Annotated in this window: 25 protein-coding genes; 7 read left to right on the top strand and 18 right to left on the bottom strand. The window is 66.5% G+C overall.

Annotation, left to right across the window (positions count from 1 at the left end; all coding sequences use genetic code 11):
- The first annotated feature begins 105 nt into the window (after window positions 1-105).
- Window positions 106-639, top strand: a complete 534-nt coding sequence (locus KAQ61_RS17415) for a GNAT family N-acetyltransferase (RefSeq protein ID WP_042412117.1) — start codon at window positions 106-108, stop codon at window positions 637-639.
- 66 nt (window positions 640-705) lie between these two features.
- Here KAQ61_RS17415 and serA read toward each other — a convergent pair whose 3' ends face one another.
- The 3 genes from serA to KAQ61_RS17400 form a co-directional block, all read right to left on the bottom strand.
- A complete protein-coding gene (gene serA / locus KAQ61_RS17410) occupies window positions 706-1,938 on the bottom strand; it encodes a phosphoglycerate dehydrogenase (protein ID WP_042411866.1) in 1,233 nt (410 codons plus the stop codon).
- A 245-nt stretch (window positions 1,939-2,183) separates the two neighbouring features.
- Complete coding sequence (locus KAQ61_RS17405) at window positions 2,184-4,355, bottom strand: methyl-accepting chemotaxis protein (RefSeq protein ID WP_210929983.1); 2,172 nt, start codon at window positions 4,353-4,355, stop codon at window positions 2,184-2,186.
- A 359-nt stretch (window positions 4,356-4,714) separates the two neighbouring features.
- Complete coding sequence (locus KAQ61_RS17400) at window positions 4,715-5,812, bottom strand: GGDEF domain-containing protein (protein WP_210929982.1); 1,098 nt, start codon at window positions 5,810-5,812, stop codon at window positions 4,715-4,717.
- A gap of 311 nt (window positions 5,813-6,123) precedes the next feature.
- Between KAQ61_RS17400 and KAQ61_RS17395 the strand changes: the two genes are divergently transcribed.
- Window positions 6,124-6,360: a hypothetical protein gene (locus KAQ61_RS17395; protein ID WP_210929981.1), complete on the top strand. Its 237-nt coding sequence runs from the start codon at window positions 6,124-6,126 to the stop codon at window positions 6,358-6,360.
- Between the two features lie 45 nt (window positions 6,361-6,405).
- Here KAQ61_RS17395 and KAQ61_RS17390 read toward each other — a convergent pair whose 3' ends face one another.
- The gene (locus tag KAQ61_RS17390) at window positions 6,406-7,014 is read right to left on the bottom strand and encodes a DUF4124 domain-containing protein (protein ID WP_210929980.1); all 609 of its coding nucleotides are present in this window, start codon (window positions 7,012-7,014) and stop codon (window positions 6,406-6,408) included.
- A 65-nt stretch (window positions 7,015-7,079) separates the two neighbouring features.
- Complete coding sequence (gene pyrE, locus KAQ61_RS17385; protein WP_210929979.1) at window positions 7,080-7,778, bottom strand: orotate phosphoribosyltransferase; 699 nt, start codon at window positions 7,776-7,778, stop codon at window positions 7,080-7,082.
- On the opposite strand from pyrE, the gene KAQ61_RS17380 reads away from it, so the two are divergent.
- Window positions 7,777-8,589 (top strand): exodeoxyribonuclease III, encoded by an 813-nt coding sequence (locus tag KAQ61_RS17380; protein ID WP_045265686.1) that lies wholly within the window; start codon window positions 7,777-7,779, stop codon window positions 8,587-8,589. The two genes, pyrE and KAQ61_RS17380, sit on opposite strands and share 2 nt — an antisense overlap.
- Here the strand turns inward: KAQ61_RS17380 and KAQ61_RS17375 are convergent.
- The 8 genes from KAQ61_RS17375 to alr all read right to left on the bottom strand — a co-directional run bounded on the left by KAQ61_RS17375 (window position 8,578) and on the right by alr (window position 15,869).
- Window positions 8,578-9,312 (bottom strand): hypothetical protein, encoded by a 735-nt coding sequence (locus KAQ61_RS17375; RefSeq protein ID WP_210929978.1) that lies wholly within the window; start codon window positions 9,310-9,312, stop codon window positions 8,578-8,580. The two genes, KAQ61_RS17380 and KAQ61_RS17375, sit on opposite strands and share 12 nt — an antisense overlap.
- On the bottom strand, window positions 9,305-10,546 hold the full coding sequence (locus KAQ61_RS17370) for an O-antigen ligase family protein (protein ID WP_210929977.1): 1,242 nt from the start codon (window positions 10,544-10,546) through the stop codon (window positions 9,305-9,307). The genes KAQ61_RS17375 and KAQ61_RS17370 overlap by 8 nt, the downstream gene beginning before the upstream one ends.
- Before the next feature lie 12 nt (window positions 10,547-10,558).
- On the bottom strand, window positions 10,559-11,335 hold the full coding sequence (locus KAQ61_RS17365; RefSeq protein WP_210929976.1) for a glycosyltransferase family 2 protein: 777 nt from the start codon (window positions 11,333-11,335) through the stop codon (window positions 10,559-10,561).
- Between the two features lie 12 nt (window positions 11,336-11,347).
- Window positions 11,348-12,172, bottom strand: coding sequence for a glycosyltransferase family 2 protein (locus KAQ61_RS17360; protein ID WP_244982938.1), 825 nt, complete (start codon window positions 12,170-12,172; stop codon window positions 11,348-11,350).
- A gap of 99 nt (window positions 12,173-12,271) precedes the next feature.
- The gene (locus tag KAQ61_RS17355; RefSeq protein ID WP_042411883.1) at window positions 12,272-12,481 is read right to left on the bottom strand and encodes a zinc-finger domain-containing protein; all 210 of its coding nucleotides are present in this window, start codon (window positions 12,479-12,481) and stop codon (window positions 12,272-12,274) included.
- A 91-nt stretch (window positions 12,482-12,572) separates the two neighbouring features.
- Window positions 12,573-13,013 (bottom strand): glycerate kinase, encoded by a 441-nt coding sequence (locus KAQ61_RS17350; protein WP_210929975.1) that lies wholly within the window; start codon window positions 13,011-13,013, stop codon window positions 12,573-12,575.
- A gap of 73 nt (window positions 13,014-13,086) precedes the next feature.
- Entirely contained in the window at window positions 13,087-14,472 is a 1,386-nt protein-coding gene (gene radA, locus KAQ61_RS17345) for a DNA repair protein RadA (RefSeq protein ID WP_042411887.1), read from the bottom strand.
- Between the two features lie 281 nt (window positions 14,473-14,753).
- Window positions 14,754-15,869: an alanine racemase gene (alr, locus tag KAQ61_RS17340; RefSeq protein ID WP_210929974.1), complete on the bottom strand. Its 1,116-nt coding sequence runs from the start codon at window positions 15,867-15,869 to the stop codon at window positions 14,754-14,756.
- Window positions 15,870-16,012: 143 nt separating this feature from the next.
- On the opposite strand from alr, the gene lplT reads away from it, so the two are divergent.
- From lplT to KAQ61_RS17325, 3 genes are all read left to right on the top strand, one after another.
- On the top strand, window positions 16,013-17,305 hold the full coding sequence (gene lplT / locus KAQ61_RS17335) for a lysophospholipid transporter LplT (RefSeq protein WP_210929973.1): 1,293 nt from the start codon (window positions 16,013-16,015) through the stop codon (window positions 17,303-17,305).
- Between the two features lie 75 nt (window positions 17,306-17,380).
- Complete coding sequence (locus tag KAQ61_RS17330; RefSeq protein WP_045265694.1) at window positions 17,381-18,262, top strand: DMT family transporter; 882 nt, start codon at window positions 17,381-17,383, stop codon at window positions 18,260-18,262.
- Between the two features lie 64 nt (window positions 18,263-18,326).
- A complete protein-coding gene (locus tag KAQ61_RS17325) occupies window positions 18,327-18,818 on the top strand; it encodes a glutathione peroxidase (protein WP_210929972.1) in 492 nt (163 codons plus the stop codon).
- Window positions 18,819-18,869: 51 nt separating this feature from the next.
- Here the strand turns inward: KAQ61_RS17325 and KAQ61_RS17320 are convergent, their stop codons facing one another.
- The 5 genes from KAQ61_RS17320 to KAQ61_RS17300 form a co-directional block, all read right to left on the bottom strand.
- Complete coding sequence (locus tag KAQ61_RS17320) at window positions 18,870-19,610, bottom strand: ProQ/FINO family protein (RefSeq protein WP_210929971.1); 741 nt, start codon at window positions 19,608-19,610, stop codon at window positions 18,870-18,872.
- Between the two features lie 97 nt (window positions 19,611-19,707).
- Complete coding sequence (gene glcF, locus KAQ61_RS17315; RefSeq protein WP_210929970.1) at window positions 19,708-20,949, bottom strand: glycolate oxidase subunit GlcF; 1,242 nt, start codon at window positions 20,947-20,949, stop codon at window positions 19,708-19,710.
- 55 nt (window positions 20,950-21,004) lie between these two features.
- On the bottom strand, window positions 21,005-22,117 hold the full coding sequence (gene glcE, locus KAQ61_RS17310) for a glycolate oxidase subunit GlcE (RefSeq protein ID WP_210929969.1): 1,113 nt from the start codon (window positions 22,115-22,117) through the stop codon (window positions 21,005-21,007).
- Window positions 22,118-22,377: 260 nt separating this feature from the next.
- Window positions 22,378-23,742: an ammonium transporter gene (locus tag KAQ61_RS17305; RefSeq protein ID WP_081888822.1), complete on the bottom strand. Its 1,365-nt coding sequence runs from the start codon at window positions 23,740-23,742 to the stop codon at window positions 22,378-22,380.
- 26 nt (window positions 23,743-23,768) lie between these two features.
- A complete protein-coding gene (locus tag KAQ61_RS17300) occupies window positions 23,769-24,107 on the bottom strand; it encodes a P-II family nitrogen regulator (RefSeq protein WP_042411906.1) in 339 nt (112 codons plus the stop codon).
- Between the two features lie 206 nt (window positions 24,108-24,313).
- Between KAQ61_RS17300 and KAQ61_RS17295 the strand changes: the two genes are divergently transcribed.
- Window positions 24,314-25,852 (top strand): YifB family Mg chelatase-like AAA ATPase, encoded by a 1,539-nt coding sequence (locus KAQ61_RS17295; protein WP_210929968.1) that lies wholly within the window; start codon window positions 24,314-24,316, stop codon window positions 25,850-25,852.
- Window positions 25,853-25,878 lie beyond the last annotated feature (26 nt).

Raw genomic sequence — 25,878 nt, 5'->3', positions numbered from 1 at the left:
TACCACACATGCCATGGCCCGCCCGCGACTGCCGTGGATGCCGCCCGCTTGCCAAGCCAGGCACCGCCACCACAGAATCGCCGCATCTCCATCCCGAAAGCCACCGTGGAACTGATCTTGCTGCGCGCCCAGGATGCGCACCCGCTCTGGGTGTTGGAAACCACGCACCGCGCCTACTTCGAAAGCTGGGTCAATCCCCGCCCCGACAACTTCTACACCCCCGTCGGCTTTGACCATGCCCTGCAGGCGGCCCTGCAGCTGCAGGCCGCGGGCCAGGCCTTCCACTACCTGATCTGGCTGGGTGGCGAGCTGGCAGGGCGCATCAACCTGACCCAGGTGCGCCCCGCGCCGTACCACAGCGCGTCGCTGGGCTACCGGATTGCGCCCACGCACAGTGGCCAGGGGCTGGCCAGCGCCGCCGTGCAGGCGGTGATGCACAAGGCTTTTCAGGTGCATGGCCTGCAGCGGCTGGAAGCCACGGCGCGGCCGGAGAATCCGGCATCGATCCGGGTGCTGGAGAAAAATGGTTTTCACCGTTTCGGCCACTCGCGCTGCAGCATCCAGCTGCACCGCCAGTGGTTCGACCTGCTGTACTTCGAGGCCCACGCCCAGCCCCAGGCGCCCGCCGCCCCGGTGTGAGCGGCGCGCCACCCGCGCCCGTGCCGCGGTGCCCCAGCGGGGCGGCGCGGCGCGAGTCTGCGGCGCTCAGAACAGCACGCGGCAGCGGATGGTGCCGGTGATCTCGGCCAGCTGCGCCAGCGGCAGGTCCTGGGCTTCGGCGCCGATGTCCATCACCACATAGCCCAGCTTCTCGTCGGTGCGCAGGTACTGGCCGACGATGTTCAGGCCATGCTGCGCAAACACCTGGTTGATGGCCGACAGCACGCCAGGCACGTTGTGGTGCACGTGCAGGATGCGCTTTTGCCCGGGGTGGGCCGGCAGTGCCACTTCGGGGAAGTTGACGGCCGAGGTGGTGGTGCCGTTGTCGCTGTACTTGACCAGCTTTTCCGCCACTTCCAGGCCAATGTTGGCCTGCGCCTCCATGGTCGAGCCACCGATGTGCGGGGTCAGGATGACGTTGTCCAGGCCACGCAGGGGCGAGGTGAACTCGTCCTTGTTGGTGCGCGGCTCGACCGGGAACACGTCGATGGCCGCCCCCAGCAGCTGGCCCGCGCGCAGGGCGTCGGCCAGGGGATCAATCTCAACCACGGTACCACGCGAGGCATTGATCAGGATGGCGCCGGGCTTCATCGCGGCGATTTCGGCGGCGCCGATCATCCATTGCGTGGACGGCAGCTCGGGCACGTGCAGGCTGACGATGTCGCTGGTGGCCAGCAGCTCCTGCAGCGAGGCGGCCTGGCGCGCATTGCCCAGCGGCAGCTTGGTGACCACGTCGTGGAACACGACCTGCATGCCCAGGCCCTCGGCCAGCACCGACAGCTGGGTGCCGATGGAGCCGTAGCCGACGATGCCCAGGGTCTTGCCGCGGATTTCATAGGCGTTGTCGGCGGTCTTGAGCCAACCGCCACGGTGCGCCACCGCGTTCTTGGCGGGAATGCCGCGCAGCAGCAGGATGGCTTCGCCCAGCACCAACTCGGCCACGGAACGGGTGTTGGAGTACGGGGCGTTGAACACCACCACGCCGTGCTGGCGCGCCGCGTCCAGATCGACCTGGTTGGTGCCGATGCAGAAGCACCCGACGGCCACCAGCTTCTGGGCAGCGGCAAACACCTCGGCCGTCAGCTGGGTGCGCGAGCGGATGCCGACAAAGTGCACGTCGGCAATCTTGCGCAGCAGCTCCTCGGGCGGCAGCGCCCCGGACACCGTTTCGATGTTGGTGTAGCCCGCGTTGTGCAGCACCTGCAGGGCGCTGGGGTGGATACCTTCCAGCAGGAGAAACTTGATCTTCGACTTGTCCAGCGACGTCTTGGGGGTCATGACTTGGCTCCGATTGCTCAATCCCCCATTACAGCGGATTCGCGATACCGCTACGCGGGATAGGTGCTCCGCCGGCCCGCCACAGCCCGGCGCCTGGGCCCTGGGTTGCCTGGTGGGGGCGGGCATCCGTTCTCATAAAAAAAGAGCTGCCAGCGCAGTCAGGACAAGCGCTGGCAGCCATTTTCATGCCCAACACACCGTGCAGGCCCCGAAGGGGAGATGCGGGCCGTGCAGGCGGTTCAAGCTCAGAAGGTTTCCCAGTCGTCCTCGGCCGTGGTCGCCAGGGCCTTGGCCTTGGGGGCGGCAGCAGGGGTTGCAGGGGCCGGGGCGGGTGCCGCGGCCGCACTGGGTGCCAGGGCCGGGGACCGTGGCGTGGTCGCTGCCGCAGCAGTGCGGGCCGGCGCGGATGGCGCGGCCGGGGCCCCCCGCGGCGCCAGCACCGGGCTGCGCAGCGGGTTCACGGGGCCGCCCTGCAGACGGAAGATGGAGACGGCGCGCACCAGCTCTTCGGACTGCTTGCGCAGGCCTTCGGTGGCCCCGGCCATTTCCTCGACCAGGGCGGCGTTCTTCTGCGTGGTCTGGTCCATGTGGGTGACGGCCTCGGCCACCTGGGCCACGCCGTTGCTCTGCTCGCCGCTGGCGTGGCTGATGTCGGTGATCAGCTGGGTGACCTTCTCGATCTCGGTGATGGCCTGCTCCATGGTCTCGCCGGCGTGCGCGGCCTGCTGGTTGCCGGCATGGATTTCGGCCACGCTGTGGCTGATGAGCTGCTTGATTTCCTTGGCGGCCTCGGCACTGCGGCCCGCCAGGGCGCGCACCTCGCCCGCCACCACGGCAAAGCCGCGGCCATGCTCACCGGCGCGCGCGGCTTCCACCGCCGCGTTCAGCGCCAGGATGTTGGTCTGGAAGGCGATGCCGTCGATCACGCCAATGATGTCGGCAATCTTCTTGCTGCTGGCATCGATGCCCTGCATGGTCTGCACCACCTTGCGCACGGCCTGGCCGCCTTCGGTGACCACGCGCTGGGCTTCGCGCGTGCGCTGGTCGGCGGACTGGGCATGGTCGGCGTTGTGGGCCACGGTGGAGCCCAGCTCCTCCATGGCGGCGGCGGTCTCTTCCAGGGCGCTGGCCTCGCTTTCGGTGCGGGTGGCCAGGTCCTGGTTGCCCTGGGCGATTTCGGCGCTGGCCAGGGCCACGCTGTGGGCCTGCTGGTGCACGGTGCTGACCACGCGGGTCAGGCCGGTGCTGGTGTTGTTCATGGCCTCCAACAGGTGGCCGATCTCGTCCTGGCGGTCGCTGCGGATGCGCACGGTGAGGTCGCCTTCGGCAATCGCGTCGGCCATGCGGCTGGCTTCGTTCAAGGGGCGCACGATCATGCGGCGGATCAGCCAGAACCACACGGCCGCCAGCACCAGCACCGCACCCAGGCCCATGGCGGCGAACTTGATGATCAGCGCCTGGGTTTCGGCGGTGAATTCATCCACGTAGGCGCTGGAGGCGAACACCCAGTTCCACGGTGCGTAGTGGCCAAACACGGCCAGCTTCTCGCGCGCCTGGCTCTCGCCGGGGTTGGTCCAGGGGTAGGTGATGCTGCCCTGCTTGCGGTCCAGCATGTCGCGGATGAAGAAATGGCCGTCGCTGTCCTGCGAATCGCTGATGTTCTTGCCTTCCTGCGCGGGGTGCACCACCAATTGACCGCGCTGCGGGCCATCCTCGGCGCGCAGCACGAAGTAGTAGCCGCTCTGGCCGACCTGCAGGCTGCGGATCGAGGCCTTGAGGTGGTCCAGCAGCTCCGAGAAATCCTGTCCCACAAAGGCGATGCCGACGGTGGTGCCCGCAGCGTCCTTGAGCGGGCGGTAGTGCGTCATGTACTGGCGGCCGAACAGGTTGGCCAGGCCCATGTAGCTCTGCCCCGACTGGATGGCAGCGTAGGCAGGGTGGGCACGGTCCAGCAGACTGCCCAGGGCGGCTTCGCCCTGCTCGTTGTTCAGCGTGGTGGCGATGCGCAGGAAGTCACCCTGGCCCTGGGCCGCGAACACGGTGGCCACGGCGCCGGTGCTGCGTGTGAAGCCCTGGATGTGCACGTCGTTGCCGTTGAGCAGCTCGCCATTCAGGCTGAGCAGCGGCTCGCTGCCGCTGCGGTCCAAGGTGAGCGTGCCCTGCAGGCTGCGCGCCAGGCTGTCGGCCAGGAACTGGGTGCGCTGGCGCAGGTCCTTGTCGTTGGACTCAATGAAGCGGTGCAGCATCTGGATGCCTTGCTGCATCTCGCTGTGCATCTTGGACTGCAGGGAATGGCTGACGCCCCAAGCAATGCCCAGGACCAGCAGTCCCAGGATGGACGCGACCCAGACAAAATTGGTGATCGCCAGCTTGGCGCCCAGCCCTTGGCGGCGCCAAAAACGTTGGCCGATGTGCATCGGTCATCTCCTTCACGGCGTTCCACGCCGTTGTTGTGTGCGCACGGGTGTGGAATGCCGCTGCACAGCACCCCCAGTCATGCTTTTGCGCAAAAACATGCTGACCAAGCGCAAGGCTTGGTGAATCTGGGGCTGGAGCGTAGCGAGACTGCCGCAGCTCGCCCTTGATGTCGATCAAGCGGTAACCAAGTGTTGCAATCTGTGACTCAGGGTTTGTCCCGCGCCGTTTGCAAGCTGCACGCAAGCTGGCGGAAGGCAGGCCGGTGCCGCGCCAAGGGTGTCACACGCCAAATTGCGCTGCAGCACTCGTCCTTGCTGCGCAGGGCGCTCTCAAATTGTCTCAATGCGAGCCCTGCGGCTCAGGCTGCCTCGGTCGCCACCTCGTCCACGCCCACCTGGCCGGTGCCGCCCTCCTTGGCCTGGTAGAGCAGCACATCGGCGCGGTGCATGGCAATCGCCAGGGTGTCGGCCTCGCGCACCATGGCCAGGCCAAAGCTGGCACTGACCGGCTCCGGTGCGCCCGCCTCGGGACCCTCCCAGAGCTGCTCCTGCACCTGCAGGGCGATGCGCTGCACCAGGGCCTGGGCATTGGCCATGTCGATCTGGCGCAAGGCCAGGGCAAAGGCCTCCTCGCCCAGGTGGGCCACATGGTCGCCCTCGCGCACGTTGGCGCGCAGGATCTGGGCAAAGCGGCGCTGCACCTGGGCACGCGGCCCCCGCTGCACCGGCAGGTGTTCCACATCGCACAGCGCCAGCACGCGGATCTGGCGTACAAACGGCCGCAGCCCGCAGGCGGCCTCGAACGCGTGCCGGTCGGCCAGACCGGTGTCGCTGGCGGAGCGGCGGTCGGCCCCTCCGCTGCGGTGGCGCGTGTCGGCCCAGACGCAGGCCAGCATGGTGGTGGTCAGCAGCCCGGCGCCGACCAGCAGTTCCAGCACGCCCACGCCCCAGCCGGGCACATAGGCCAGCCCCCAGCGGCCCACCCAGGGCTGGGCCAGGACGCCCAGCAGACCCAGCAGCCAGACGCCCAGCAAGGCGGTATCCCCGCGGTGGCGGATGGGCGCGCGCCACGCCCCTGGCAGGCCATGGCCCAGCACCACGGTCAGGCCCAGGGCCTGCAGCTCCCCACCGGAGACACCGGGCAGCGCGGTGGCCCCCAGCAGGCCCGCCAGCACCAGCGCCGCGCCCGCCACACACCCCAGCCACTGCACCCGGCGGCCAAAGCGCTGGGCCAGTGCCTGGGCCGCAGCCACCACAGCACCCAGCGCCCACAGCGATTCCCACCCGGCCACATCCCAGGCCCCCAGCACCGAGGACGGCAGCATCGACAGGGCCGCCAGGCACAGGCTGGCCGCCAGCCACAGCAATTCGCCATGGTTGCGGCGCCGCCACCAGACGGTGGCACACACCAGAGCAGCCACCACCAGCAGCCCCGAAGGAACAAAAACCAGGCTCATCGTGCCTCACACTGCGCGAAACAAAAGGGACCGGCGTGCACACCGCGCAGCACACGCCATCCAGCCCCAGTATTGGGGCGTGGCAGGCGTCCGCGCCACGTCGCAGCAATGCCTGCCTGCACGCCAGACAAGGGCGCAACTTGGTCGCGCCAGGGCGGATGCCGCACGCGGGACAGCGCGCTGTGCGCCGGCATGAACGCCTCCGCTGACACCCCCATGGCAGCCACCGTTGCCCCCTTGTGGTGGGTCGCAAGCCATGCCACAGTCAAGGCCATGCCGACTTCGCCTGGTTCTTTTTGAGGAGACATGCCATGACCAGCAGCCCCGCCCCGATCAACCTCGACAAGCTGCGCAATGCCGTGCAGCGGTTTGGCCGCATGAGCTTCACCACCTCGCAACTGGCCGCGGATTACCACCGCGGCGATGAGATCCTCAGCGCCCCGGAGACGGCACTTTTTGACGAGCTGCTGCGCCGCCACGCGCCGCTGCTGGGGATTGCCCCCCAGCCATCCAGCGCCGGTGGCGATACGGTCTGGCTGGCCTTGTAAGCCCGCCTGCAGTTTTCATGGGCATGCCCGCGCGGCATGCCTTTTTTATGGGCGCGGCGGCGTGCCCGCCTGCGGGTTCCACAGCGGCTGCAGGCGTTGCAGCTCGGCATCAAAGCGGTTGTGCATGCGCCGGGCATCGTCCTGGTGGCCCTGCAGCAACAGGCGCTGCTCCTGCATTTCCTGATCGACCTCCTTCATGCTGGTGCGCAGGCGGGCCGGCGCCTTGCCGGGGTCCTTGGCGTAGAACTCCAGCTCCTGCTGCAACTGCGCCTGCTCGCGGCCCAGCAAGCCCAGGCGCTGCTGCACCATGGCCTGCTGCTCCTCAATGGTCTGCAGGCTGTCGCGTCGCGCCGCATCATGGCTGCGGCGGTCTGGGTAGCGCGCCAACAGGGCAGCATCGCGGCGGCGCTGCTCTTTTTCACGTTGCTGTAGCAAGGCAGCCTGGCGGCGCTGCTCCAGACGCTCCGCCATCTCGGTCTCGGTCAGCGCCGGGCCGAGCCGTGAGCGCTCCATGCCGCTGGGGCCCAGCACGCGCTGTTCACGGTCCTGGCACTGCGGAATGGGGCGGTCCGAGGTCAGGTGCTGCCCCGAAGCGTCCGTGCAGGTGTAGACGCTGGAGCTTGGCGCTTTTTGCGCCATCACCGCGGCCGTCAATCCAAGGTTCCAGAAAATCAGGCATCCAATGTATCGAGCAAGCCGCATGCGGTGATGAAGGTGTATCAGTCGTTCACTCCATAGCGCTGGCGGTAGGCGAGCACCCGTTCGTGGTGCTGTGCCATGTCACCCTCGCCCCCCCGGGACCCCAGGAAGGACAGCAGGTCCGACAGCGTGGCAATCGCGCAGACTTGCAGGCCCAGCTGGTTGCGCACGTATTGCACGGCACTGTGGTCCACATCTTTGCCATTCTCGGTGGCTTTTTCCTGGCGGTCCAGCGCAATGGCTACGGCGTGTGGCGTGGCGCCTGCAGCTTGGATCAGGGCAATCGATTCGCGGGCGGCCGTGCCCGCGCTCATCACGTCGTCGATGATGAGCACGCGGCCGCGCAGCGGGGCACCGACCAGGGTGCCGCCTTCGCCATGATCCTTGGCTTCCTTGCGGTTGTAGGCAAACGGCACGTTCTTGCCCAGGCGTGCCAGCTCGACCGCCACAGTGGCCGCCAGGGGGATGCCCTTGTACGCCGGACCAAAGACCATATCGAATTCCATGCCACTGGCCACAATGGCTTTTGCATAGAATTCGGCAAGATGCGCCATCTTGGCGCCGTCGTCAAACAAGCCGGCATTGAAGAAATACGGGCTCATGCGCCCTGCCTTGGTCTTGAATTCACCAAACCGCAGGACCCCTGCATCCACCGCAAACTGCACAAATGCTTGCGCCAGTTGATCGTTCTGTTCCTGCTGCGCGCCACTGATAGACATGGATTCTTCCCTTTTCAAATTGACCAGCCTCAACCTCAACGGCATCCGCTCTGCCGCGTCCAAAGGTGTGGAGGACTGGATCGCGGCGACCGGCCCGGATTGTATTTGCGTGCAAGAGGTCAAGGCCCAAGCTGTGGATATCGAGGGCAAGTTCGACACCCTGGCCGGCATGCCCGGGGTATTCCATTTTGCGCAGAAGAAGGGCTATTCCGGCGTCGGCATCTACAGCCGTCACGAGCCCAGCGATGTGATCGTCGGGTTTGACCCCGAAGAGTTCGATGCCGAAGGACGCTACGTGGAAGCGCGCTTCGACACCCCTGCGCGCAAGCTGTCCATCATCAGCAGCTACTTTCCCAGCGGTTCGTCCGGCGAAGACCGCCAGGCCGCCAAGTTCCGTTTTCTGGCCAAGATGCACTCCCACCTGATGCGCCTGAAGGGCGAGCGAGAATTCGTGCTGTGCGGCGACATCAACATTGCCCACCGCAAGGAAGACCTGAAGAACTGGCGCAGCAACCAGAAGAACAGCGGCTTCACGCCCGAAGAACGTGCCTGGATGGACATGCTGCTGGCCGAGACCGATACCGGCGGCATCAAGGACGTCTACCGCTGCCTGCAACCCGATACCACGGATACCTGCTACACATGGTGGAGCAACCGGGGCCAGGCCTATGCCAACAACGTGGGGTGGCGCCTGGACTACCACCTGGCCACCCCGGCCCTGGCCGCCCTGGCCCGCGCCGAGTCGATCTACAAGGGTGAGAAGTTCTCAGACCACGCACCGGTCACGGTGGGTTACGACCTAAGCCTTTGACACAAAGGCCTTGATCCGATTGAGCTGCTGGCGCAGCCAAACACGTATCTTGGATTTCTTTTTATTGGCGTTGGGGTTGGCCATGCTCACGCCTTCGCCAATGTGTGTACACAGGCTTTGCGTCGCATACGCCACAAAGTGGCCATGCTTCTTCATATGCACAGAAACATGGCGTTCTTTTTTGAATTGAACAAAATTACCAATATCTCTTATTTTTTCTATCTTGATCAAATGTGGGTTAAAACTGTACCCATACCACTCCGGATGCACATGGCTTAGATTGTAATAATCAACATCTTGTGCAGACTCTTCGCTTATTTTATTTCGTTCTGTCTCTTGCAAAAATTCGGCGGGATTTCTCAAGCAATAAGACGTCACTTTTTGATTGGCATCCAAGAATTTCTTGATTTTTCCAAATGAAATTTCTTCAGGAAAAATCCAGTCATCTTCGGTATGAAAAATATACGGTGTCTGGATACCAGCATACAGTCTATCAATCGCGCCATGGTGCCCGCGTTTGATGCCGTCAGACAGCAGGAGACCGTTTGGATAGATAGACTTGAAAACATCGTCACAGCGTGGATCTGCAAAATCATTGATGGCCGCCACCTGCGCAAACTGCCATTTCTCCTGAATGCTTTTCAAAGACTGCTCCAGCAAATCTGGACGCCCCCCCATGGTGAGGCACAGCGTAATATCTGAAAACTCTTGAGGCTTAGGCATTTTTGACTTTCATCTCCAGGGATTTCATGGCAGAGAAGAAAAACACCATGGAGAATATATAAAACATATGGCCTATGCTGAGATCGAAAAAAGTCTCCGTCAATCCATAGACCACATAGCATACGGGCACAGACAAACCGACAATCCGCAAAGCCAGATAGTGCTGTCTATCCGGCAACGCCACCTTGGTCAACCGTCGCGGTGTGGGATAGAAAATAAACGCAGGCACCGCATAAATCCCCAACAGCATCAGCACACCCAGCGCGCCACGGCGTGACCACATTTCTAAAAACTCATTGTGCGAATGTGCCATTTCCAGCATATACGGATGGGTGTCCCCGCGCTCCACATAGGCACGCTTGCCTTCTTTGACGCCTTTGTCACCCCAGCCGGTCAGCGGTTTGTCCAGACCCAAACGCCAAGACAGTCGCCAATGCTCCAGGCGCGCACCCACGGAAGTCTGCGCTTGCTCACCACCATCTTCCCAATAACGCTGCGTCTGCTCCAAGGCTGTTTGCACACGCGTTTCAACAGCTGGCACTTGGAACACCACCCAACACACCAGCACCACGCCCACCATCAAGCTGCCACCCAGCTTGATTCTTGTCTGTATCTCTTCAACAAACAAGATCCATAGCATGGGGAAAACTGCCATCACCAACCACCCCCCACGGGACATGGAGAGCAGCGACGCCAGACACGCGGCGCTAGCACCCACGACCAGCAGCGACCGCTCCCAAGTTGGCCGATTTCTCAACGTCGCGAAACAAGCACAAGCAAATGCGATGGAAAGGGCAATATCCCCAAAACGAATTGCATTCGTAAATCCCTCAGCACGACCGACGGTTTGGTGCTGAAAAATCGCCAACACCGCGGCCCCTAGGGCACCAACGATCAGCCCCCAACGAAGAAACTTGGTGTTGACAAAGATTGCGCTGCTGGCGACCAAACACAACGCTCCCAAACCATACCGCAGCCCAGCATCGTTGTTGCTGCTCCAGGTCCACCATCCATCAAAAGAGTGGCTCCATAGCACCCCCACGGCCAAGAAAAAAAACAGAAACAACTTGGCATCGGCATCTAGTGTTTTTTTACGCCATGTGGGAATACCACACACGGCCGCCAGTACAGCGACCAAAGCACCGACCGAATATCCACCCGGCAAAGACAGGCACAATGCAAAAAATAAAAAAACTGCACTGTTTTGCAAAAAACTCAAATTATTGATCGACATACTTGGATTCACTTAGCCACGTTTCTTGGCTTGCTCCAGAAAATCTCGATCAATCTCGAGCGCAACATATCGAAAAAAGCATTCCAGGGCGACAAAGAAACTGTGCAGAAACCCCGCACGCCCGCACAAAAAACCACGGTGGAAGAAATACAGGCGAATGAAATTGGCGATCGCCGACCCCATGCCACGCAGCACGCCTCCGCGTTTGCCGGACTGCATGCGTTTGTAGGCACCCAACTGCACATACTGGGCCAGTTTCTGCAGGCTGCCGTAAATCGTTTCGCGCGAGTAATGCGGCAGGCGCTGTTTCAGCAGGCGCACCGGCAGCGTCGGGTCTTTCAGCTTCGCGCCTTCGTGCACCACGCCTTCGAATTGCAGGATCTGCGCCCGCGGGAACAGCCGCGGGATCCCGCCCGAACTGCGCATGCGGCCCAGGGACTGGCCATAGGCGATCTGCTCCCAGGCCACCTCCCACACACACGCCACATTGGCATCGACGATGGCACGCATTTCCTGCGCCAAGGCCGGCGTGACCACCTCGTCGGCATCGAGAAAGAAAATCCAGTCCCCGGTGGCATGCTGCAGGATGCGGTTGCGCTGCACCGCAAAGCCCTGCCAATCGGGATAGCTGTAGACCTCCACGCCCTTCGCCGTGGCGATCTCCACCGTCGCGTCGCTGCTGCCGCTGTCGACCACAATGATCTGGTCGGCAAATGCCGCGCTGTCGATGCACGCCGCAATGCGACGCTCCTCGTTCATGGTGAGGATGCCAATGGTCAAAGTTGCCATGTGAAATTTTTGTCAGTAATGGGTGGGCGCGCCCCACAGGCCGCGGATGCGCCCCCACAGGCGCGAGACATGCTTGGGCGACGGAGCCACAATGCGCAGCGCCAGCAGCGCCAGCGCGCCAGTCAGCGATTGCAGGCGGTGCGCCGCCGCCGCCTGGGGCCCCTGGTGCTTGGCCGTGAACAGCACCTTGGAGCGCGCATGGTGGTAGCCACGCCCATACTCCACGCGCAGCGGACGGGGGCCACGCACCGAGCCGCGGTTCGAGTGCGCCACACGCACGGCGGGCTGCACGATCACCGGCTTGCCGGCCTGCAGCAGGCGCAGGCACATGTCCTCATCCTCGTAGTAGAGGAAGAAGCGCTCGTCGAACCAGCCTTCGGCCGGGGCCTGGTCCATGCGCAGCAGCATGGCCGCTCCACAGGCATTGCCGACACAGGTCACGCCTTCGGCCGCCGGCCCCTTGGACGACCACCAGTCACGCACCCAGCCGTAGTTGACCTGCAATCGGCCATCACTGCCCACCAACTGCGGCACGACGATGGCTGCATCCGGCCATTGCTGTGCCGTGTCGAACAGGGCCTGGGCATCGTCCGACTGCAAAGCGCAGTCGGGATTGATCATCAGGCAGTAGGGCGTGGCCGCCGCCTGGAACCCGCGGTTGTTGGCCACGCCAAAGCCCATGTTCTGCGGCAGGGCGATGATCTGCGCCTGCGGCAGCACGGCGCGCATGCGCTCGGGCGTGCCGTCGGCGCTGCCGTTGTCGACAATGGTGACATGCGGCCAGCCGCGCAGCTGGGCCCCCAGGGCCTCGGCACAGTGGGCACTGTTGAAGGTCACGATCACCGCCGTGATGTGCGCCAAAGCAGGACAGCGCTCCCTGAGAGCGCTGTCCTGAAAATCTGTCACGGGGTGCGTAGCAGCGGTCATTGAAAAAGCTTAGTGGCCACCGGCAAACACTTCGCCGGCCTTGAGCTTGTAGACCGTGCCGCAGTATGGGCACTTGCCTTGGCCGTCGTGTGCCACATCGATGTACACCTTGGGGTGGCTGTTCCACAGCTTCATGTCGGCCTTGGGGCTGGGGCAGTAAACACCGCCTTGCTGGTTCAGGTCCTTGGCAGCCAGTTCGACGACGGCAGTAGTACTCATGGTGGGTGTCTCTCTCGCAGGTGGCGCCGCTGGTGCGTGCCAGCGGCTTGAACGTCAAAATCGGTGGGGTCGTGCCCCTTCGGCCGGGATTTTAAAGGCCTTGGGCGCCGTCTGGTTGCTTGTCGGCCTCCGCTGCCTCGGCGGGGCTGGGACGCACCAGGGTCCACTGCACCAGGCGACCGTGCACGAACTCGCAGGTCACATGGGAGTCCGTGCCGTCGGTCCAGCGGTAGATTTCCGGGTCCTGCCCCTCTTCGGACAGACGCTGCCCCAGCGAACGGGTCATGGCCACCACGTGCATCAGGTTCACCTTGGGCTTGAGCTTGGCATTGAGCATCACGGCGCTGCCGACATAGCCCATGGGCCGCTCGGAGGCACGGCGCATCACCGTCATCAGCCGCGTGAAATGCAGCAGCAGCCACATCACGATGCCGCCGCCCACGGCGGCCACGCCCATCCAGCCCAGCGCGTCATAGGCCAGGTACAGCAGGACCGCCAGGCCCAGGGGAATCACAACATTGCGCATATTCATGGGCGCTATTGTCTTATGGAGCGCGCAGGCCCTGCGTGCGGGCAGTGCGTAGTCTGGGGTTTTGCCGGGCCCGTCACCCCATGGCGCGCACGATGTTCATGGCCTCGTCCACGCGCTCCACGGCGTGCAGGGTCAGGCCGGGGATGGGCTTTTTGGGTGCATTCGCCTTGGGCACCACGGCCACGGTGAAGCCCAGCTTGGCGGCTTCCTTGAGCCGGTCCTGGCCGCGCGGCGCGGGCCGCACCTCGCCGGCCAGGCCGACTTCGCCAAACGCGATAAAACCCTTGGGCAGCGCTTTGCCGCGCAGGCTGCTGGTGATGGACAGCATCACCGCCAGGTCGGCCGCCGGCTCGCCGATGCGCACGCCGCCCACGGCGTTGACGAACACGTCCTGGTCGGCGCAGGCCACGCCCGCATGGCGGTTGAGCACCGCCAGCAGCATGGCCAGCCGGTCCTTGTCCAGGCCGACCGACAGGCGCCGGGGCGCAGGGCCGCCGCCATCCACCAGCGCCTGGATTTCCACCAGCAGCGGGCGCGTGCCTTCCAGCGTCACCATCACGCAGCTGCCGGGCACGGGCTCGGTGTGCTGGCTCAGGAAGATGGCACTGGGGTTGCTCACGCCCTTCAGACCTTTTTCGGTCATGGCGAAGACGCCGATCTCGTTGACCGCGCCAAAGCGGTTCTTGATGGCACGCACCAGGCGGTGCGGGCTGTGGGTGTCGCCCTCAAAGTACAGCACCGTGTCGACCATGTGCTCCAGCACGCGCGGGCCGGCCAGCGCACCCTCCTTGGTGACGTGGCCGACCAGGATCACCGTGATGCCCGTGCCCTTGGCCATGCGCGTCAGGTGGGCCGCACACTCGCGCACCTGGGCCACCGAGCCGGGAGCGCTGGTCAGCTGGTCGGAGTACATGGTCTGGATGGAGTCGATGACCACCACGGCGGGCTGCGTGGCCTCCACCGTGGCCAGGATTTTTTCCAGCTGGATCTCGGCCAGCAGGTTCACCTGGCTGCCGTCTATCCCTAAGCGCCGCGAGCGCAGCGCCACCTGGGCGCCGCTTTCCTCGCCGGTCACATACAGCGTGGGCAGGCCGGCGCGCTGCAGTGCGTCCATGGCCTGCAGCAGCAGGGTGGACTTGCCGATGCCGGGGTCGCCGCCGATCAGCACCACCCCGCCCTCCACCACGCCGCCGCCCAGCACGCGGTCCAGCTCCTCGATGCCGCTGGGCGTGCGCGCCACGTCCTGGGCCTCGATGGCGGCCAGCGGCGTCACGGGCTGGGCATTGGCCAGGCCGGCATAGCCCTGGGGGGCGCTGAGGCGGTTCTTGCCGCCCGAGGCGGCCTCGGGCACGCTTTCGATCAGGCTGTTCCAGGCGCCGCAGTTCGGGCATTTGCCCAGCCAGCGCGGCGTGGTGCCGCCGCAGGCGTTGCAGGTGTAAATGGTTTTGTCTTTGGCCATGCCCGCACTATATCGGCGGCACCCGGTCGCGCTGGGCTGGCAACGGATGTCCCCGATGGGGCGCACCGCTGGATCGACGACAGGAGCGGGGCGCCGCCGGGTACGGCCGTGTCTGCACGCACTGGGGGGCGCCAATTTCTAAAAAGAGAGCAGCTTGCGCAAGCTCTCTGCGACTTTCAGCAACCAAAGTCCTGCAAACAATGATTTGGCAAGCGCCAAGCGCTCTCCTTTAGGGAGTGGTGGGTGACGACGGATGGCGTGCCGCCTGGACCGCGACCCGCTCAGGGCCGCAGCGCGTCCTCGTCGCTGACCACGGGCACGCGCGCGGCCACGGCGCACATCAGTTCGTAGCCCACGGTGCCCGCGGCGGCGGCCACTTCGTCGATCGACAGCACGCTGCCGTGGCGCGGCGAGCGCCCCCACAGCACCACCTCGCTGCCCAGCTGCGCGTCGGGCACGGGCGTCAGGTCCACACAAACCATGTCCATGCTGACGCGGCCCAGCAGGCGGGTGCGCACGCCATTGACCAGCACCGGCGTGCCGGTGCCGCACAGGCGCGGATAGCCGTCGGCATAGCCGCAGGCGACCACGCCCAGGCGCAGGTCGCCCTCGGCCGTGAAGGTGGAGCCATAGCCCACGGTGTCGCCGGCGTGCAGCTGCTGCGTGCCGATGATCTGGCTGGTCAGGCTCATGGCCGGCTGCAGGCCCCAGTGGTCCGCCGTGTGCGTGGGGTAGTCGGGCGAGCTGCCGTACAGCACGATGCCGGGGCGCACCCAGTCGCCGCGCACGGCCTCGCGCGTGCCCTGCAGCAGGGCCGCAGCGCTGTTGCTCAGGCTGCGCTCGCCGGGCAGGTCGTGCGTGGTCTGCTCGAACACCTGCAACTGGTGCGCAGTGCCGCGCGGGCCGTCGGCGTCGCTGAAGTGGGTGATGAAGGAGATCTCCTCCACCTGCGGCAGCGCGTTGAGGCGCGCCCAGGCGCTGCGAAAGCGCTCGGGCGTGAAGCCCAGGCGGTTCATGCCGCTGTTCATCTTCAGGAACACGCGGTGCGGCACCTGGGTCTTGTGCGCGGCCAGCCAGTCGATCTGGGCATCGCAGTGCACGGTGTGCCACAGGCCCAGGCGCGAGCACAGCTCCAGATCGCGCGGCTCGAACACGCCCTCCAGCAGCAGGATCGGGCCGCGCCAGTCCAGGGCGCGCAGGCGCTGGGCCTCGGCAATTTCCAGCACGGCAAAACCATCGGCCGCACGCAGGCCCTGGAAGGCATGCTCCACCCCATGGCCATAGGCATTCGCCTTGGCCACGCACAGCAGCTGGGCGTCCGGCGCGGCGCGGCGCACCTGTTCCAGGTTGTGGCGCAGGGCTTGGGGGTGGATGGTGGCGAGAATGGGGCGCGGCATGGCGAAAAGTTTCCTGAGGGCAAACGACAGGCATTCTGGCACTGATGGCTAAGGGCTGCGTGATATAACCGCCAGTCGTTCGCCACTGGGACAACCCTTTTTCGTGCACTGGCCCCCGTGGTCGCGCGTGCGCACAGCATTTCATGAAGCGCGGTTTCTACACCATCATGTCAGCGCAGTTTTTCAGCTCGCTGGCCGACAACGCCCTGTTCGTCACAGCCGTGGAGCTGCTGCGCACCGGCGGTGCGCCCGAATGGCAGAGTGCCGCCCTGGTCCCCATGTTCGCCCTGTTCTACGTGGTGCTGGCGCCCTTTGTCGGCGCCTTTGCCGATGCGCTGCCCAAGGGCCGGGTGATGTTCATCAGCAATGCCATCAAGGTGGTGGGCTGCCTGCTGATGCTGTTTGGCCACCACCCGCTGCTGGCCTATGCTGTGGTGGGTCTGGGGGCCGCGGCCTATTCGCCCGCCAAGTACGGCATCCTGACCGAGCTGCTGCCCCCGTCGCAGCTGGTCAAGGCCAACGGCTGGATCGAGGGGCTGACCATCACCTCCATCATCCTGGGCGTGCTGCTGGGCGGCCAGCTGGTCGGCCCCGTCATCTCCGGCCACCTGCTGGCGCTGAACCTGCCCGGCGTGGACAACGCCGCCGAAGCGGCGATCGGCGTGCTGGTCTTCGTCTACGCCCTGGCGGCGGCCTTCAACCTGCGCATCCCGCGCACCACAGCGCCCCTGGTGCCGCTGCGCCAGGACCCGACCCAGGGCCTGTTCGGCAATACCCTGGCCCTGCTGCCCGACTTCCGCGACTGCAACCGCCGCCTGTGGCGCGACAAGCTGGGCCAGATCTCGCTGTCCACCACCACCCTGTTCTGGGGCGTGTCCGGCAATCTGCGCTACATCGTGCTGGCCTGGGCCGCCGTGGCCCTGGGCTATGGCACCAGCGAGGCCTCGGCCCTGGTGGGCGTGGTGGCCATCGGCACGGCCGTGGGCGCGGTGATGGCCTCGATGCGCATGCGCCTGCAGCACGCCACGCGCGTGATCCCCATGGGCATTGCCATGGGCCTGCTGGTGATCTGCATGAACTTCATCAGCAACCTGTGGGTGGCCGTGCCCTTCCTGATCGTGCTGGGCGGGCTGGGCGGCTTCCTGGTCGTACCGATGAACGCGCTGCTGCAGCACCGGGGCCATAACCTGATGGGCGCCGGGCGCTCCATCGCCGTGCAGAATTTCAACGAACAGGCCTGCATCCTGGGCCTGGGCGCCCTGTACGCCCTGAGCACCCTGTGGGGCCTGTCGGCCTATGGCGCCATCACCGGCTTCGGCGTGATCGTGGCCTTCACCATGTGGCTGATCGGCCGCTGGTACCGCCACAACTGCCGCAAGCACGGCGGTGAGGTGCGGCGCCTGCTGAGCATTGCCCGCTACGATCACCACCACTGAGCGCCCCACGGCCCCTCTCTTTCATTCTTCATAGCATCCGGCGCAGGCAGCACCTGCGCCGGAACCATTTTTGACATGCATTCCTGGCCCTACCTCGCCCTGTTGTTCAATGCCATGGTCTGGGGCCTGGCCTGGTGGCCGTTCCAAACCATGCGCGCCGCCGGCCTGGCCGCGCCCTGGGCCACGGGCATGATCTACAGCGTGCTGGCCCTGGGCACCATCCTGTGCCTGCGCGGCAGCCTGGCGCAGTTCCTGCGCCACCCGGTGCTGTGGCTGCTGGCCCTGTCCTCGGGGCTGACGAATGTGTCGTTCAACACCGCGGCCTCCACCGGCGACGTGGTGCGCGTGATCCTGCTGTTCTACCTGATGCCCGCCTGGACGGTGCTGCTGGCCTGGCGCTTCCTGGGCGAACGCCCCACGCCCCAAAGCCTGCTGCGCCTGGTGCTGGCCTTCAGCGGCATGGCCCTGGTCATCGTGCCGCCGGGTGCCACCTGGCGCAGCCTGACCGCGGGCCTGGGCCTGCCCGAGTACCTGGCCATCTTCGGCGGCCTGTGCTTTGCGATGACGAATGTGATCCTGCGCCGCTGCTTTCACACGCCCAGCATGGCGCGGGTGCTGGCCATGTTCCTGGGCTGCATGGGCATGGGGCTGGCGACCGCCACGGCCGGCTACCTGGGTGGCCAGTTCCCCGGCATCCCCGCGCCGGCGCCGGGCTGGATCGCCTGCGCCGTGGGCATGGCCGTGCTGGTGGCCATCGGCTCGTGGGCCTTGCAATACGGCGCCTCGCGCATCCCGACCAGCACCACCTCGTTGATCATGCTGTCGGAGGTGCTGTTCGCCAGCATCTCGGCCTGGCTGCTGGGCGCCACCGAACTCACGCCGCGCATGCTGCTGGGCGGGGCCCTGATCGTGGGCGGCGCCCTGCTGGCCGTGCTGCAGCACCGGCGCCCGCACTGAGGCGGGGCCACGGCCGCAGGCGCTGTGCTACAACCACAGTCCCCGCTTGCACCCCGAGGCCCGCATGCCCCAGCTGTCCGACTTCTCCGCCACCCGCATCGACGGCCACAGCGCCCCCCTGTCCGCTTACGCAGGCCAGGTGGTGCTGGTGGTCAACACCGCCAGCGCCTGCGGCTTCACCCCGCAGTTCGCCGGGCTGCAGCAGCTGCACCAGCGCTACGCCGGCCAGGGCCTGGTGGTCCTGGGCTTTCCCTGCAACCAGTTCGGCCAGCAGGACAAGGGCAGCAACAGCGAGATTGCCGGCTTCTGCCAGCGCAACTACGGCGTGGACTTTCCGATGATGGCCAAGGTGGATGTGAACGGCCCGCAGGCCCACCCGCTGTTCCAGTGGCTCAAGGCGCAGGCCCCCGGCCTGCTGGGCACGCGCCGCATCAAATGGAATTTCACCAAGTTCCTGATCGGGCGCGACGGCCAGGTGCTGCGCCGCTACGCCCCCCAGACGCCGCCCGCCCGGCTGGAGGCCGACATCGCCCAGGCACTGGCCACCCAGATCTGAGCCACAAAAAAGGGCCCCGAGGGCCCTGGTGGTGCGGACGGCGGCGCGGCGTCAGGCCGTGCGCGCGGCCTGCAGTTGGCCCGCGCGGTGCAGCTGGCGCATCACCGTGTGGGCGTTCATGCCATACATCTCGGCAAACGCGTGCACATCGCCCGAGCCGCTGGCCACGTAGGCGCGGTGCACGGCTTCGGCCTTGGCGTCCTGCTCGGCCACCTCATCCAGGGCGACGTCCAGCAGGGCCTGGGTGTCGGCATCGCGCACCTGCAGCGATTCCAGGTAGGCCTCGCGCGACAGGCCACTGTCGATGAAGGCCAGGGCCATGCGGCGGCGCAGCTTGGCCTGCAGGTCCTCGCCATCGCGCGGCTTCTTGCGCTTGAAGACCTCGACCAGAGCGTGGAACACATGGCCCGGGGCCATGGCTTCCACCACGGTGCCTTGCAGGTCGTGGCGCGGCGCACCGGCGGCCACGGCGTTCAGGTAGCGGGTCGAGCGCGTGTGGATGGCCAGGGCCACCTTCAGGCCCGCCTTGTCCAGGGCTTCGCCATGCAGGGCCAGCAGGTCCTGGTAGATGCCGCGCTTCAGGGGCAGGACCGTGGCGCCGAACAGCGTGGGGTGCAGGGTGGCCAGTTGCGCCAGCACGGGGTGCACTTCGCGCGCGGGACGGGCTGCGGCCGGCGCCGCGGGGCGGCCACGGCCACCGCGCTGCTGCGGGCGACGGTCTGCGCGGGCCGGCGCTGGCGCCGAGGCACCGGGCACGGAGTTGTCAACGGTGGAGGACACGGATTCGGTCATGGGCTGGGGCCAGTGCAGGAAAAATCAAACCCGCGATGATGCCAGCATTGCACGGTCTGTGTGAATCCCCGGCACTTTGGCCGCACGCTCCGCCCCCTCAGGCCAGGGCTTCGTCCAGCACTTCCACCCAGTGGCGCACCGGCACCGGGGTGCCGCTTTGCAGGTGGACGATGCAGCCGATGTTGGCCGACAGGATCGCCGCCGGCTGCGGCGCCACCTCGTCCAGGGCCTGCAGCTTGCGGTCGCGCAGGGTCTTGGCCATGGCCGGCTGCAGCACCGAGTAGGTCCCCGCCGAGCCACAGCACAGGTGGGATTCGGTGCGCGCCGTCAGCAGCTGGAAGCCCAGCCGGGACAGCTGCGCCTCGACCACCCCCTTGAGCTTTTGCGCATGCTGCAACGTGCACGGCGGGTGGTAGGCCATGGGCTGCGCCGGCACCCGGGCGCGGTCCTGCAGCTTGTCGGCCAGCTCGGGCAGCAGGGCGGGCAACAGCTCGCTCAGGTCGCGCGCCAGGGCGCTGGTGCGGGCCGCCTTGTCGGCGTAGTCCGGTTCATCGCGCAGCACATGGCCCCAGTCCTTGAGCATGGCCCCGCAGCCCGAGGCATTGCTGACGATGGCCTCGACCTCGCCGGCCTCGATCAGCGGCCACCAGGCATCGATGTTGGCGCGCATCTGCGCCTTGCCGCCGTCGTGGTCGTTGAGGTGGTATTTCACCGCGCCGCAGCACTGCGACTGCGCCACCACCAGGGTCTGGATGCCCACCGCGTCCAGCACGCGCGCCGTGGCGTAGTTGATGTTGGGCAGCATTGCTGGCTGCACGCAGCCCTGCAGCAGCAAGACCTTGCGCGCATGGCTGCGCGTGGGCCAGGCGCCGTGCTCACCCTTGGGCGGTACCTTGGCCTGGATGGCGGCAGGCAGCAGCGGGCGCACGGCCTGGCCCAGTTTCATGGCCGGGGCAAACAGTGGCGACGTCAGGCCTTCCTTCAAGGCCCAGCGCTGCAGGCGCTCGCCCAGCGGGCGCGGCACCTGCGCGTCGACCACCTTGCGGCCGATGTCCACCAGGTGGCCGTACTGCACCCCGCTGGGGCAGGTGGATTCGCAATTGCGGCAGGTCAAGCAGCGGTCCAGGTGTTGCTGGGTGGCGCGCGTGGGTGCCTGCCCTTCCAGCACCTGCTTGATCAGGTAGATGCGGCCCCGCGGGCCATCCAGCTCGTCGCCCAGCTCCTGGTAGGTGGGGCAGGTGGCGGTGCAAAAGCCACAGTGCACGCATTTGCGCAGGATGGCTTCGGCCTCCTGGCCTTCGGGCGTGCCACGGTATTGCGGGGCGAGGTGGGTTTGCATGGTGGGGTGTCTCTGGAATGGTTTTGATGGGGTGCCGGGCCGTGCGGGCCCCGGTTCACGCCATGGTGCGCCCGGGGTTGAAAATGCCCACCGGATCGAAGGCCTGGCGCAGCTGGGCCTGGATGCGCTGCACCGCCGGGTTCTGCACATCAAATATCGGGCTGGCGCTGATCTGGTCTGCGCTTTCAGCTCTGAATAGCGAAGCACTACCCCCCACAGACTGCGCCAGCGCCTGCAGCGCCGGCCCCTGGCTGCGCGGGGCCTGCACCCAGCGCAGGCCACCGTGCCACTCGATGAGCGGCGCGCCCACCCCGTGCGGCAGCGCCAGCACCGGTGCGGTCTGCGGCACCGACAGGCGCCACAGGACGTGGTCGGCCGCACGCTGCGCAAACCAGGGCAGGGTCTGCTCGCGGCAGGCCTGCCAGTCGGCGGCCGTGGCGGCATCGTCCAGGCGCACCCCGCCCAGGCTGCGGCAAGCGGCCTCGACAGCGGCGCGCGCGCCGCGCAAGCGCAGATACAGCGTGCCGGTGTCGGCACCCGCCGCGTCGGGCACCCAGCAGCTGGCATTCAGCGGCAGTGGCTGACCGCCCCACTGGTTCAGGCGCTGCAGGGCCTCGGCCTGCGACAGGCCGTCAAAGCGCAGCGTGGTCTCGCCCGGCGCCACCGGCAGCACCTTGAGGCTGACTTCGGTGATCAGCCCCAGCGTGCCCCAGCTGCCCGCCATCAGGCGCGAGACGTCGTAACCGGCCACGTTCTTCATCACCTGGCCGCCGAAGCGCAGCAACTCAGCGCGCCCGTTCAAGATTTCCACGCCCAGCACATAGTCGCGCACCGCACCCACGCTGGCGCGGGACGGGCCGGACCAGCCGGTGGCCACCATACCCCCGACCGTGGCGGCGCCGAAGTGCGGTGGCTCGAACGCCAGGCACTGGCCCTGGGCGGCCAGCACGGCCTCCAGCTCGGCCAGCGGCGTGCCGGCGCGCACCGTCACCACCAGCTCGCTGGGCTCGTAGCTGACGATGCCGCGCCAGTCCCGGGTGTCCAGCAGGTCCCCCTGCAGTTGCAGGGCGTGGAAGTCCTTGCTGCCACCGCCGCGAAGCCGCAGCGGGGTGTGGTCAGCAAGGGCGGCGCGTATGCGCTCGGTGATCTGGAAAAGGGCTGCGTCCATGGCCGTGCATCGTAGCCGTGCTGCCGGAATTTGCCAGTCGCTGCCGTGTGAATTTTTTGAACGCCGGGTGTGAATCAGCAGGACGCGCAGCGCCCTGGGCCTGCGGCGGCCATGCATCTCAGGCACCACGCCCCACCGCAGGCGATCACCCGCCTGCCAGGGGGGAGCTGGACCGCTGGCGGCGGACCGGCCATGAAAAAACCGCCCCGAAGGGCGGTTTCAGCTTGCGCGGGGGCGGGGGTGCCGCCCGGGCGCCTTGCTCAGCGGTTGTAGGCCGACTCACCGTGGGTGGTGATGTCCAGACCTTCGCGCTCAGCATCTTCAGCGACACGCAGACCCACCAGGACATCTGCGACCTTGAAGCAGATGAAGGAGACCACACCGCACCAGACCATGGTCACGATCACGCTCTTGAACTGCACCCAGACCTGCGCACCCATGGCGAAAGTGTCGGGGGTCAGACCACCCGTGCCGCCCAGGCTTTGCGAGGCGAACACACCGGTCAGGATGGCACCCAGGATACCGCCCACACCGTGCACGCCGAACACGTCGCAGGTGTCGTCGACCTTCAGCATCTTCTTCAGGCCCGACACGCCCCACAGGCACAGAGGGCCAGCGATCAGACCCATGACGATGGAACCCATGGGGCCCACGAAACCAGCGGCAGGGGTGATGGTCACCAGACCCGCCACGGCACCCGAGGCGGCACCCAGCATGGAGGCCTTGCCCTTGTGCAGGGCTTCGGCCACGATCCAGGACACGGCGGCGGCGCCGGTCGCCAGGATGGTGTTGATGAAGGCCAGGCCAGCGATGCCGTTGGCGGCACCGGCGGAGCCGGCGTTGAAGCCGAACCAGCCCACCCACAGCAGGGAGGCACCGACCATGGTCAGGGTCAGGCTGTGCGGAGGCAGGGCTTCCTTGCCGAAGCCGATGCGCTTGCCCACCATGTAGGCACCCACCAGGCCGGCCACGGCCGCGTTGATGTGCACCACGGTGCCGCCGGCGAAGTCCAGCGCGCCATCGGCCGCCAGCAGACCACCGCCCCAGACCATGTGGGCCATGGGGATGTAGCTGAAGGTGAACCACAGCACGGAGAAGATCATCACGGCCGCGAACTTGATGCGTTCGGCAAAGGCACCCACGATCAGCGCCACGGTGATGGCGGCAAAGGTGGACTGGAAGGCCACGAATACGTATTCGGGGATGGTGGGCAGCATGGCCGACAGGGTGTCGGGCGTGATGCCGGCCAGGAACAGCTTGTCGAAGCTGCCGAAGAACTTGCCTTCACCGCCGAAGGCCAGCGAGAAGCCGTAGATCGCCCACAGCACGGTGATCAGCGAGAACACGGTGAACACCTGGGCCAGCACGGACAGCATGTTCTTGGAGCGCACCAGGCCACCGTAGAACAGGGCCAGGCCAGGGATGACCATCAGGATCACCAGCATGGTGGAGGTCAGCATCCACGCGGTGTCGCCGGCGCTCAGGACGGGGGCAGCAGGCGCGGCCGCTTCGGCGACGACTTCGGCCACCACCGCCACGGCGGGGGCAGCTTCTTGCGCAATGGCACCGGTGGCGGCGGCCAGCAGGCCCAGACCCAGTGAGATGGCAGGGAGCGATTTTTTCATGTCAGTCTCTTGCATTAGGGGGTGGGTTACAGGGCTTCCTTGCCGGTCTCGCCGGTGCGGATGCGCACGACCTGCTCCAGGTCGTAAACGAAAATCTTGCCGTCGCCGATCTTGCCGGTGCGGGCTGCGCCTTCGATGGCTTCGATCACCTGCTCGAGCACGGCATCGTCGACCGCGGCTTCCAACTTCACCTTGGGCAGGAAGTCGACGACATACTCGGCGCCGCGGTACAGCTCGGTGTGACCTTTTTGGCGGCCGAAGCCCTTCACCTCGGTCACGGTGATGCCCTGTACGCCAAGCTGTGACAGTGCTTCGCGCACCTCGTCGAGCTTGAAGGGCTTGATGATGGCTGACACCATTTTCATAAGACGTTCCTCCGGGAAGCTGGCAGTTGTAAAAAGTGTTGTGACAAGCCCTTTAAGCATGGAGCGTGCCAACCAACGGCCTTGCAGCGGAGCAGGCCCGCGTTCTACAGTGCACATCTGGAAACATCGCGCGTTGCACCACTTTAGTGCAAACCCACGGTGGCATGTGCTGCTTTTTTGTGCACCTTTTGAGGGAGGACCGCCCCATGAGCCTGGCTTGCGTCCAAAGTCGTGCCCTTTTGGGGCTGCAAGCGCCCGCCGTCACCGTGGAAGTGCATCTGGCCAACGGCCTGCCCAGCCTGGCCCTGGTGGGGCTGGCCGACGTGGAGGTCAAGGAAGCCCGCGAGCGCGTGCGCTGCGCCATCGTCAACAGCGGCCTGGAATTTCCAACCAACAAGCGCATCACCGTGAACCTGGCGCCGGCCGACCTGCCCAAGGACTCCGGCCGCTTCGACCTGCCCATCGCCCTGGGCATCCTGGCCGCCAGCGGGCAGATCGATGCGGCGCGGCTCCACGGCTGGGAGTTCGCGGGCGAGCTGTCGCTGTCCGGCGAGCTGCGCCCGGTGCGCGGGGCCCTGGCCACCAGCCTGGCCCTGCCCTGGGGCCAGACCCCGGCACGCCTGGTGCTGCCGCTGGACAGCGCCGCCGAGGCGGCCTGCGCCCCGCAGGCCGAGGTCTATGGTGCCGCCCACCTGCTGGATGTGGTGGCGCAACTGCTGCCCCCGGGTGCCACCCCGCATGACCGCGCCAGCACGGGCTGGCAGCGCATGCTGCCGCCACCGCGCCAGGCGCCCCGGGTCCTGCTGGATCTGGCCGAGGTCAAGGGCCAGGTCCAGGCCAAGCGCGCCCTGGAGATTGCCGCCGCCGGCAGCCATGCCGTGCTGCTGGTCGGCCCGCCCGGGTCGGGCAAGTCCATGCTGGCCCACCGGTTTGCCGGCCTCCTGCCGCCCATGACCGAGCAGGAAGCCGTCGAAAGCGCGGCCATCGCCAGCCTGTGCGGGCGCTTCCAGGCCACGCAGTGGGGCCAGCGCCGCACCGCCCACCCACACCACACGGCCAGCGCTGTGGCCCTGGTCGGCGGGGGCTCACCGCCCAAGCCCGGTGAGATCTCCCTGGCCCACCATGGCACGCTGTTCCTCGATGAATTCCCCGAATTCAGCCGCAGCGCGCTGGAGGCCCTGCGCGAGCCACTGGAGACCGGCTGCATCACCATCGCCCGCGCCACGCACAGCGCGGAGTTCCCGGCGCGCTTCCAGCTGATTGCGGCCATGAACCCCTGCCCCTGCGGCTTCTGGGGCAGTGCCCAGCGCAACTGCCGCTGCACGCCCGACCAGGTGGCGCGCTACCAGGGCAAGCTCAGCGGCCCGCTGCTGGACCGCATCGACCTGCACGTCGAGGTGCACAGCCTGCCGGCCGAGCAACTGCTGGCCAGCACCGAGGGCGAACGCAGCCAGGCCGTGCAGGCCCGCGTGGCCCAGGCGCGGGCGCGGGCCCTGCAGCGCCAGGGCTGCAGCAACCAGCTGCTGCAGGGCGACGCGCTGGAGCAGCACCTGCAGCTGGAGGACAGCGCCGCCGCCCTGGTGCGCAAGGCCGCCGACCGCCTGGGCTGGTCGGCCCGCGCCACCCACCGCGCGCTGCGCGTGGCGCGCACCATCGCCGACCTGGCCGGCAGCCCCCACATCGCCAGCGCCCACGTGGCCGAGGCCATGCAGTACCGCCGCACCCTGGTGCCCGCGAGTCCCTGAGCGTCGCCTCAAAAAAACCTGCCAAA

This window comes from Comamonas aquatica (assembly GCF_018064205.1).
Lineage (GTDB): Bacteria > Pseudomonadota > Gammaproteobacteria > Burkholderiales > Burkholderiaceae_C > Comamonas > Comamonas aquatica.
Note: the sequence above shows the minus strand (reverse complement) of the source record. Positions and strands in the feature narration are given on the sequence as shown.

Coding starts and splice junctions, on each gene's coding strand:
- serA (WP_042411866.1), bottom strand. CDS start 1,938: ATGACCCCCAAGACGTCGCTGGACAAGTCGAAGATCAAGTTTCTCCTG.
- KAQ61_RS17405 (WP_210929983.1), bottom strand. CDS start 4,355: ATGCACATCGGCCAACGTTTTTGGCGCCGCCAAGGGCTGGGCGCCAAG.
- KAQ61_RS17400 (WP_210929982.1), bottom strand. CDS start 5,812: ATGAGCCTGGTTTTTGTTCCTTCGGGGCTGCTGGTGGTGGCTGCTCTG.
- KAQ61_RS17395 (WP_210929981.1), top strand. CDS start 6,124: ATGACCAGCAGCCCCGCCCCGATCAACCTCGACAAGCTGCGCAATGCC.
- KAQ61_RS17380 (WP_045265686.1), top strand. CDS start 7,777: ATGGATTCTTCCCTTTTCAAATTGACCAGCCTCAACCTCAACGGCATC.
- pyrE (WP_210929979.1), bottom strand. CDS start 7,778: ATGTCTATCAGTGGCGCGCAGCAGGAACAGAACGATCAACTGGCGCAA.
- KAQ61_RS17375 (WP_210929978.1), bottom strand. CDS start 9,312: ATGCCTAAGCCTCAAGAGTTTTCAGATATTACGCTGTGCCTCACCATG.
- KAQ61_RS17370 (WP_210929977.1), bottom strand. CDS start 10,546: ATGTCGATCAATAATTTGAGTTTTTTGCAAAACAGTGCAGTTTTTTTA.
- KAQ61_RS17365 (WP_210929976.1), bottom strand. CDS start 11,335: ATGGCAACTTTGACCATTGGCATCCTCACCATGAACGAGGAGCGTCGC.
- KAQ61_RS17355 (WP_042411883.1), bottom strand. CDS start 12,481: ATGAGTACTACTGCCGTCGTCGAACTGGCTGCCAAGGACCTGAACCAG.
- KAQ61_RS17350 (WP_210929975.1), bottom strand. CDS start 13,013: ATGAATATGCGCAATGTTGTGATTCCCCTGGGCCTGGCGGTCCTGCTG.
- radA (WP_042411887.1), bottom strand. CDS start 14,472: ATGGCCAAAGACAAAACCATTTACACCTGCAACGCCTGCGGCGGCACC.
- alr (WP_210929974.1), bottom strand. CDS start 15,869: ATGCCGCGCCCCATTCTCGCCACCATCCACCCCCAAGCCCTGCGCCAC.
- lplT (WP_210929973.1), top strand. CDS start 16,013: ATGAAGCGCGGTTTCTACACCATCATGTCAGCGCAGTTTTTCAGCTCG.
- KAQ61_RS17330 (WP_045265694.1), top strand. CDS start 17,381: ATGCATTCCTGGCCCTACCTCGCCCTGTTGTTCAATGCCATGGTCTGG.
- KAQ61_RS17325 (WP_210929972.1), top strand. CDS start 18,327: ATGCCCCAGCTGTCCGACTTCTCCGCCACCCGCATCGACGGCCACAGC.
- KAQ61_RS17320 (WP_210929971.1), bottom strand. CDS start 19,610: ATGACCGAATCCGTGTCCTCCACCGTTGACAACTCCGTGCCCGGTGCC.
- glcF (WP_210929970.1), bottom strand. CDS start 20,949: ATGCAAACCCACCTCGCCCCGCAATACCGTGGCACGCCCGAAGGCCAG.
- glcE (WP_210929969.1), bottom strand. CDS start 22,117: ATGGACGCAGCCCTTTTCCAGATCACCGAGCGCATACGCGCCGCCCTT.
- KAQ61_RS17305 (WP_081888822.1), bottom strand. CDS start 23,742: ATGAAAAAATCGCTCCCTGCCATCTCACTGGGTCTGGGCCTGCTGGCC.
- KAQ61_RS17300 (WP_042411906.1), bottom strand. CDS start 24,107: ATGAAAATGGTGTCAGCCATCATCAAGCCCTTCAAGCTCGACGAGGTG.
- KAQ61_RS17295 (WP_210929968.1), top strand. CDS start 24,314: ATGAGCCTGGCTTGCGTCCAAAGTCGTGCCCTTTTGGGGCTGCAAGCG.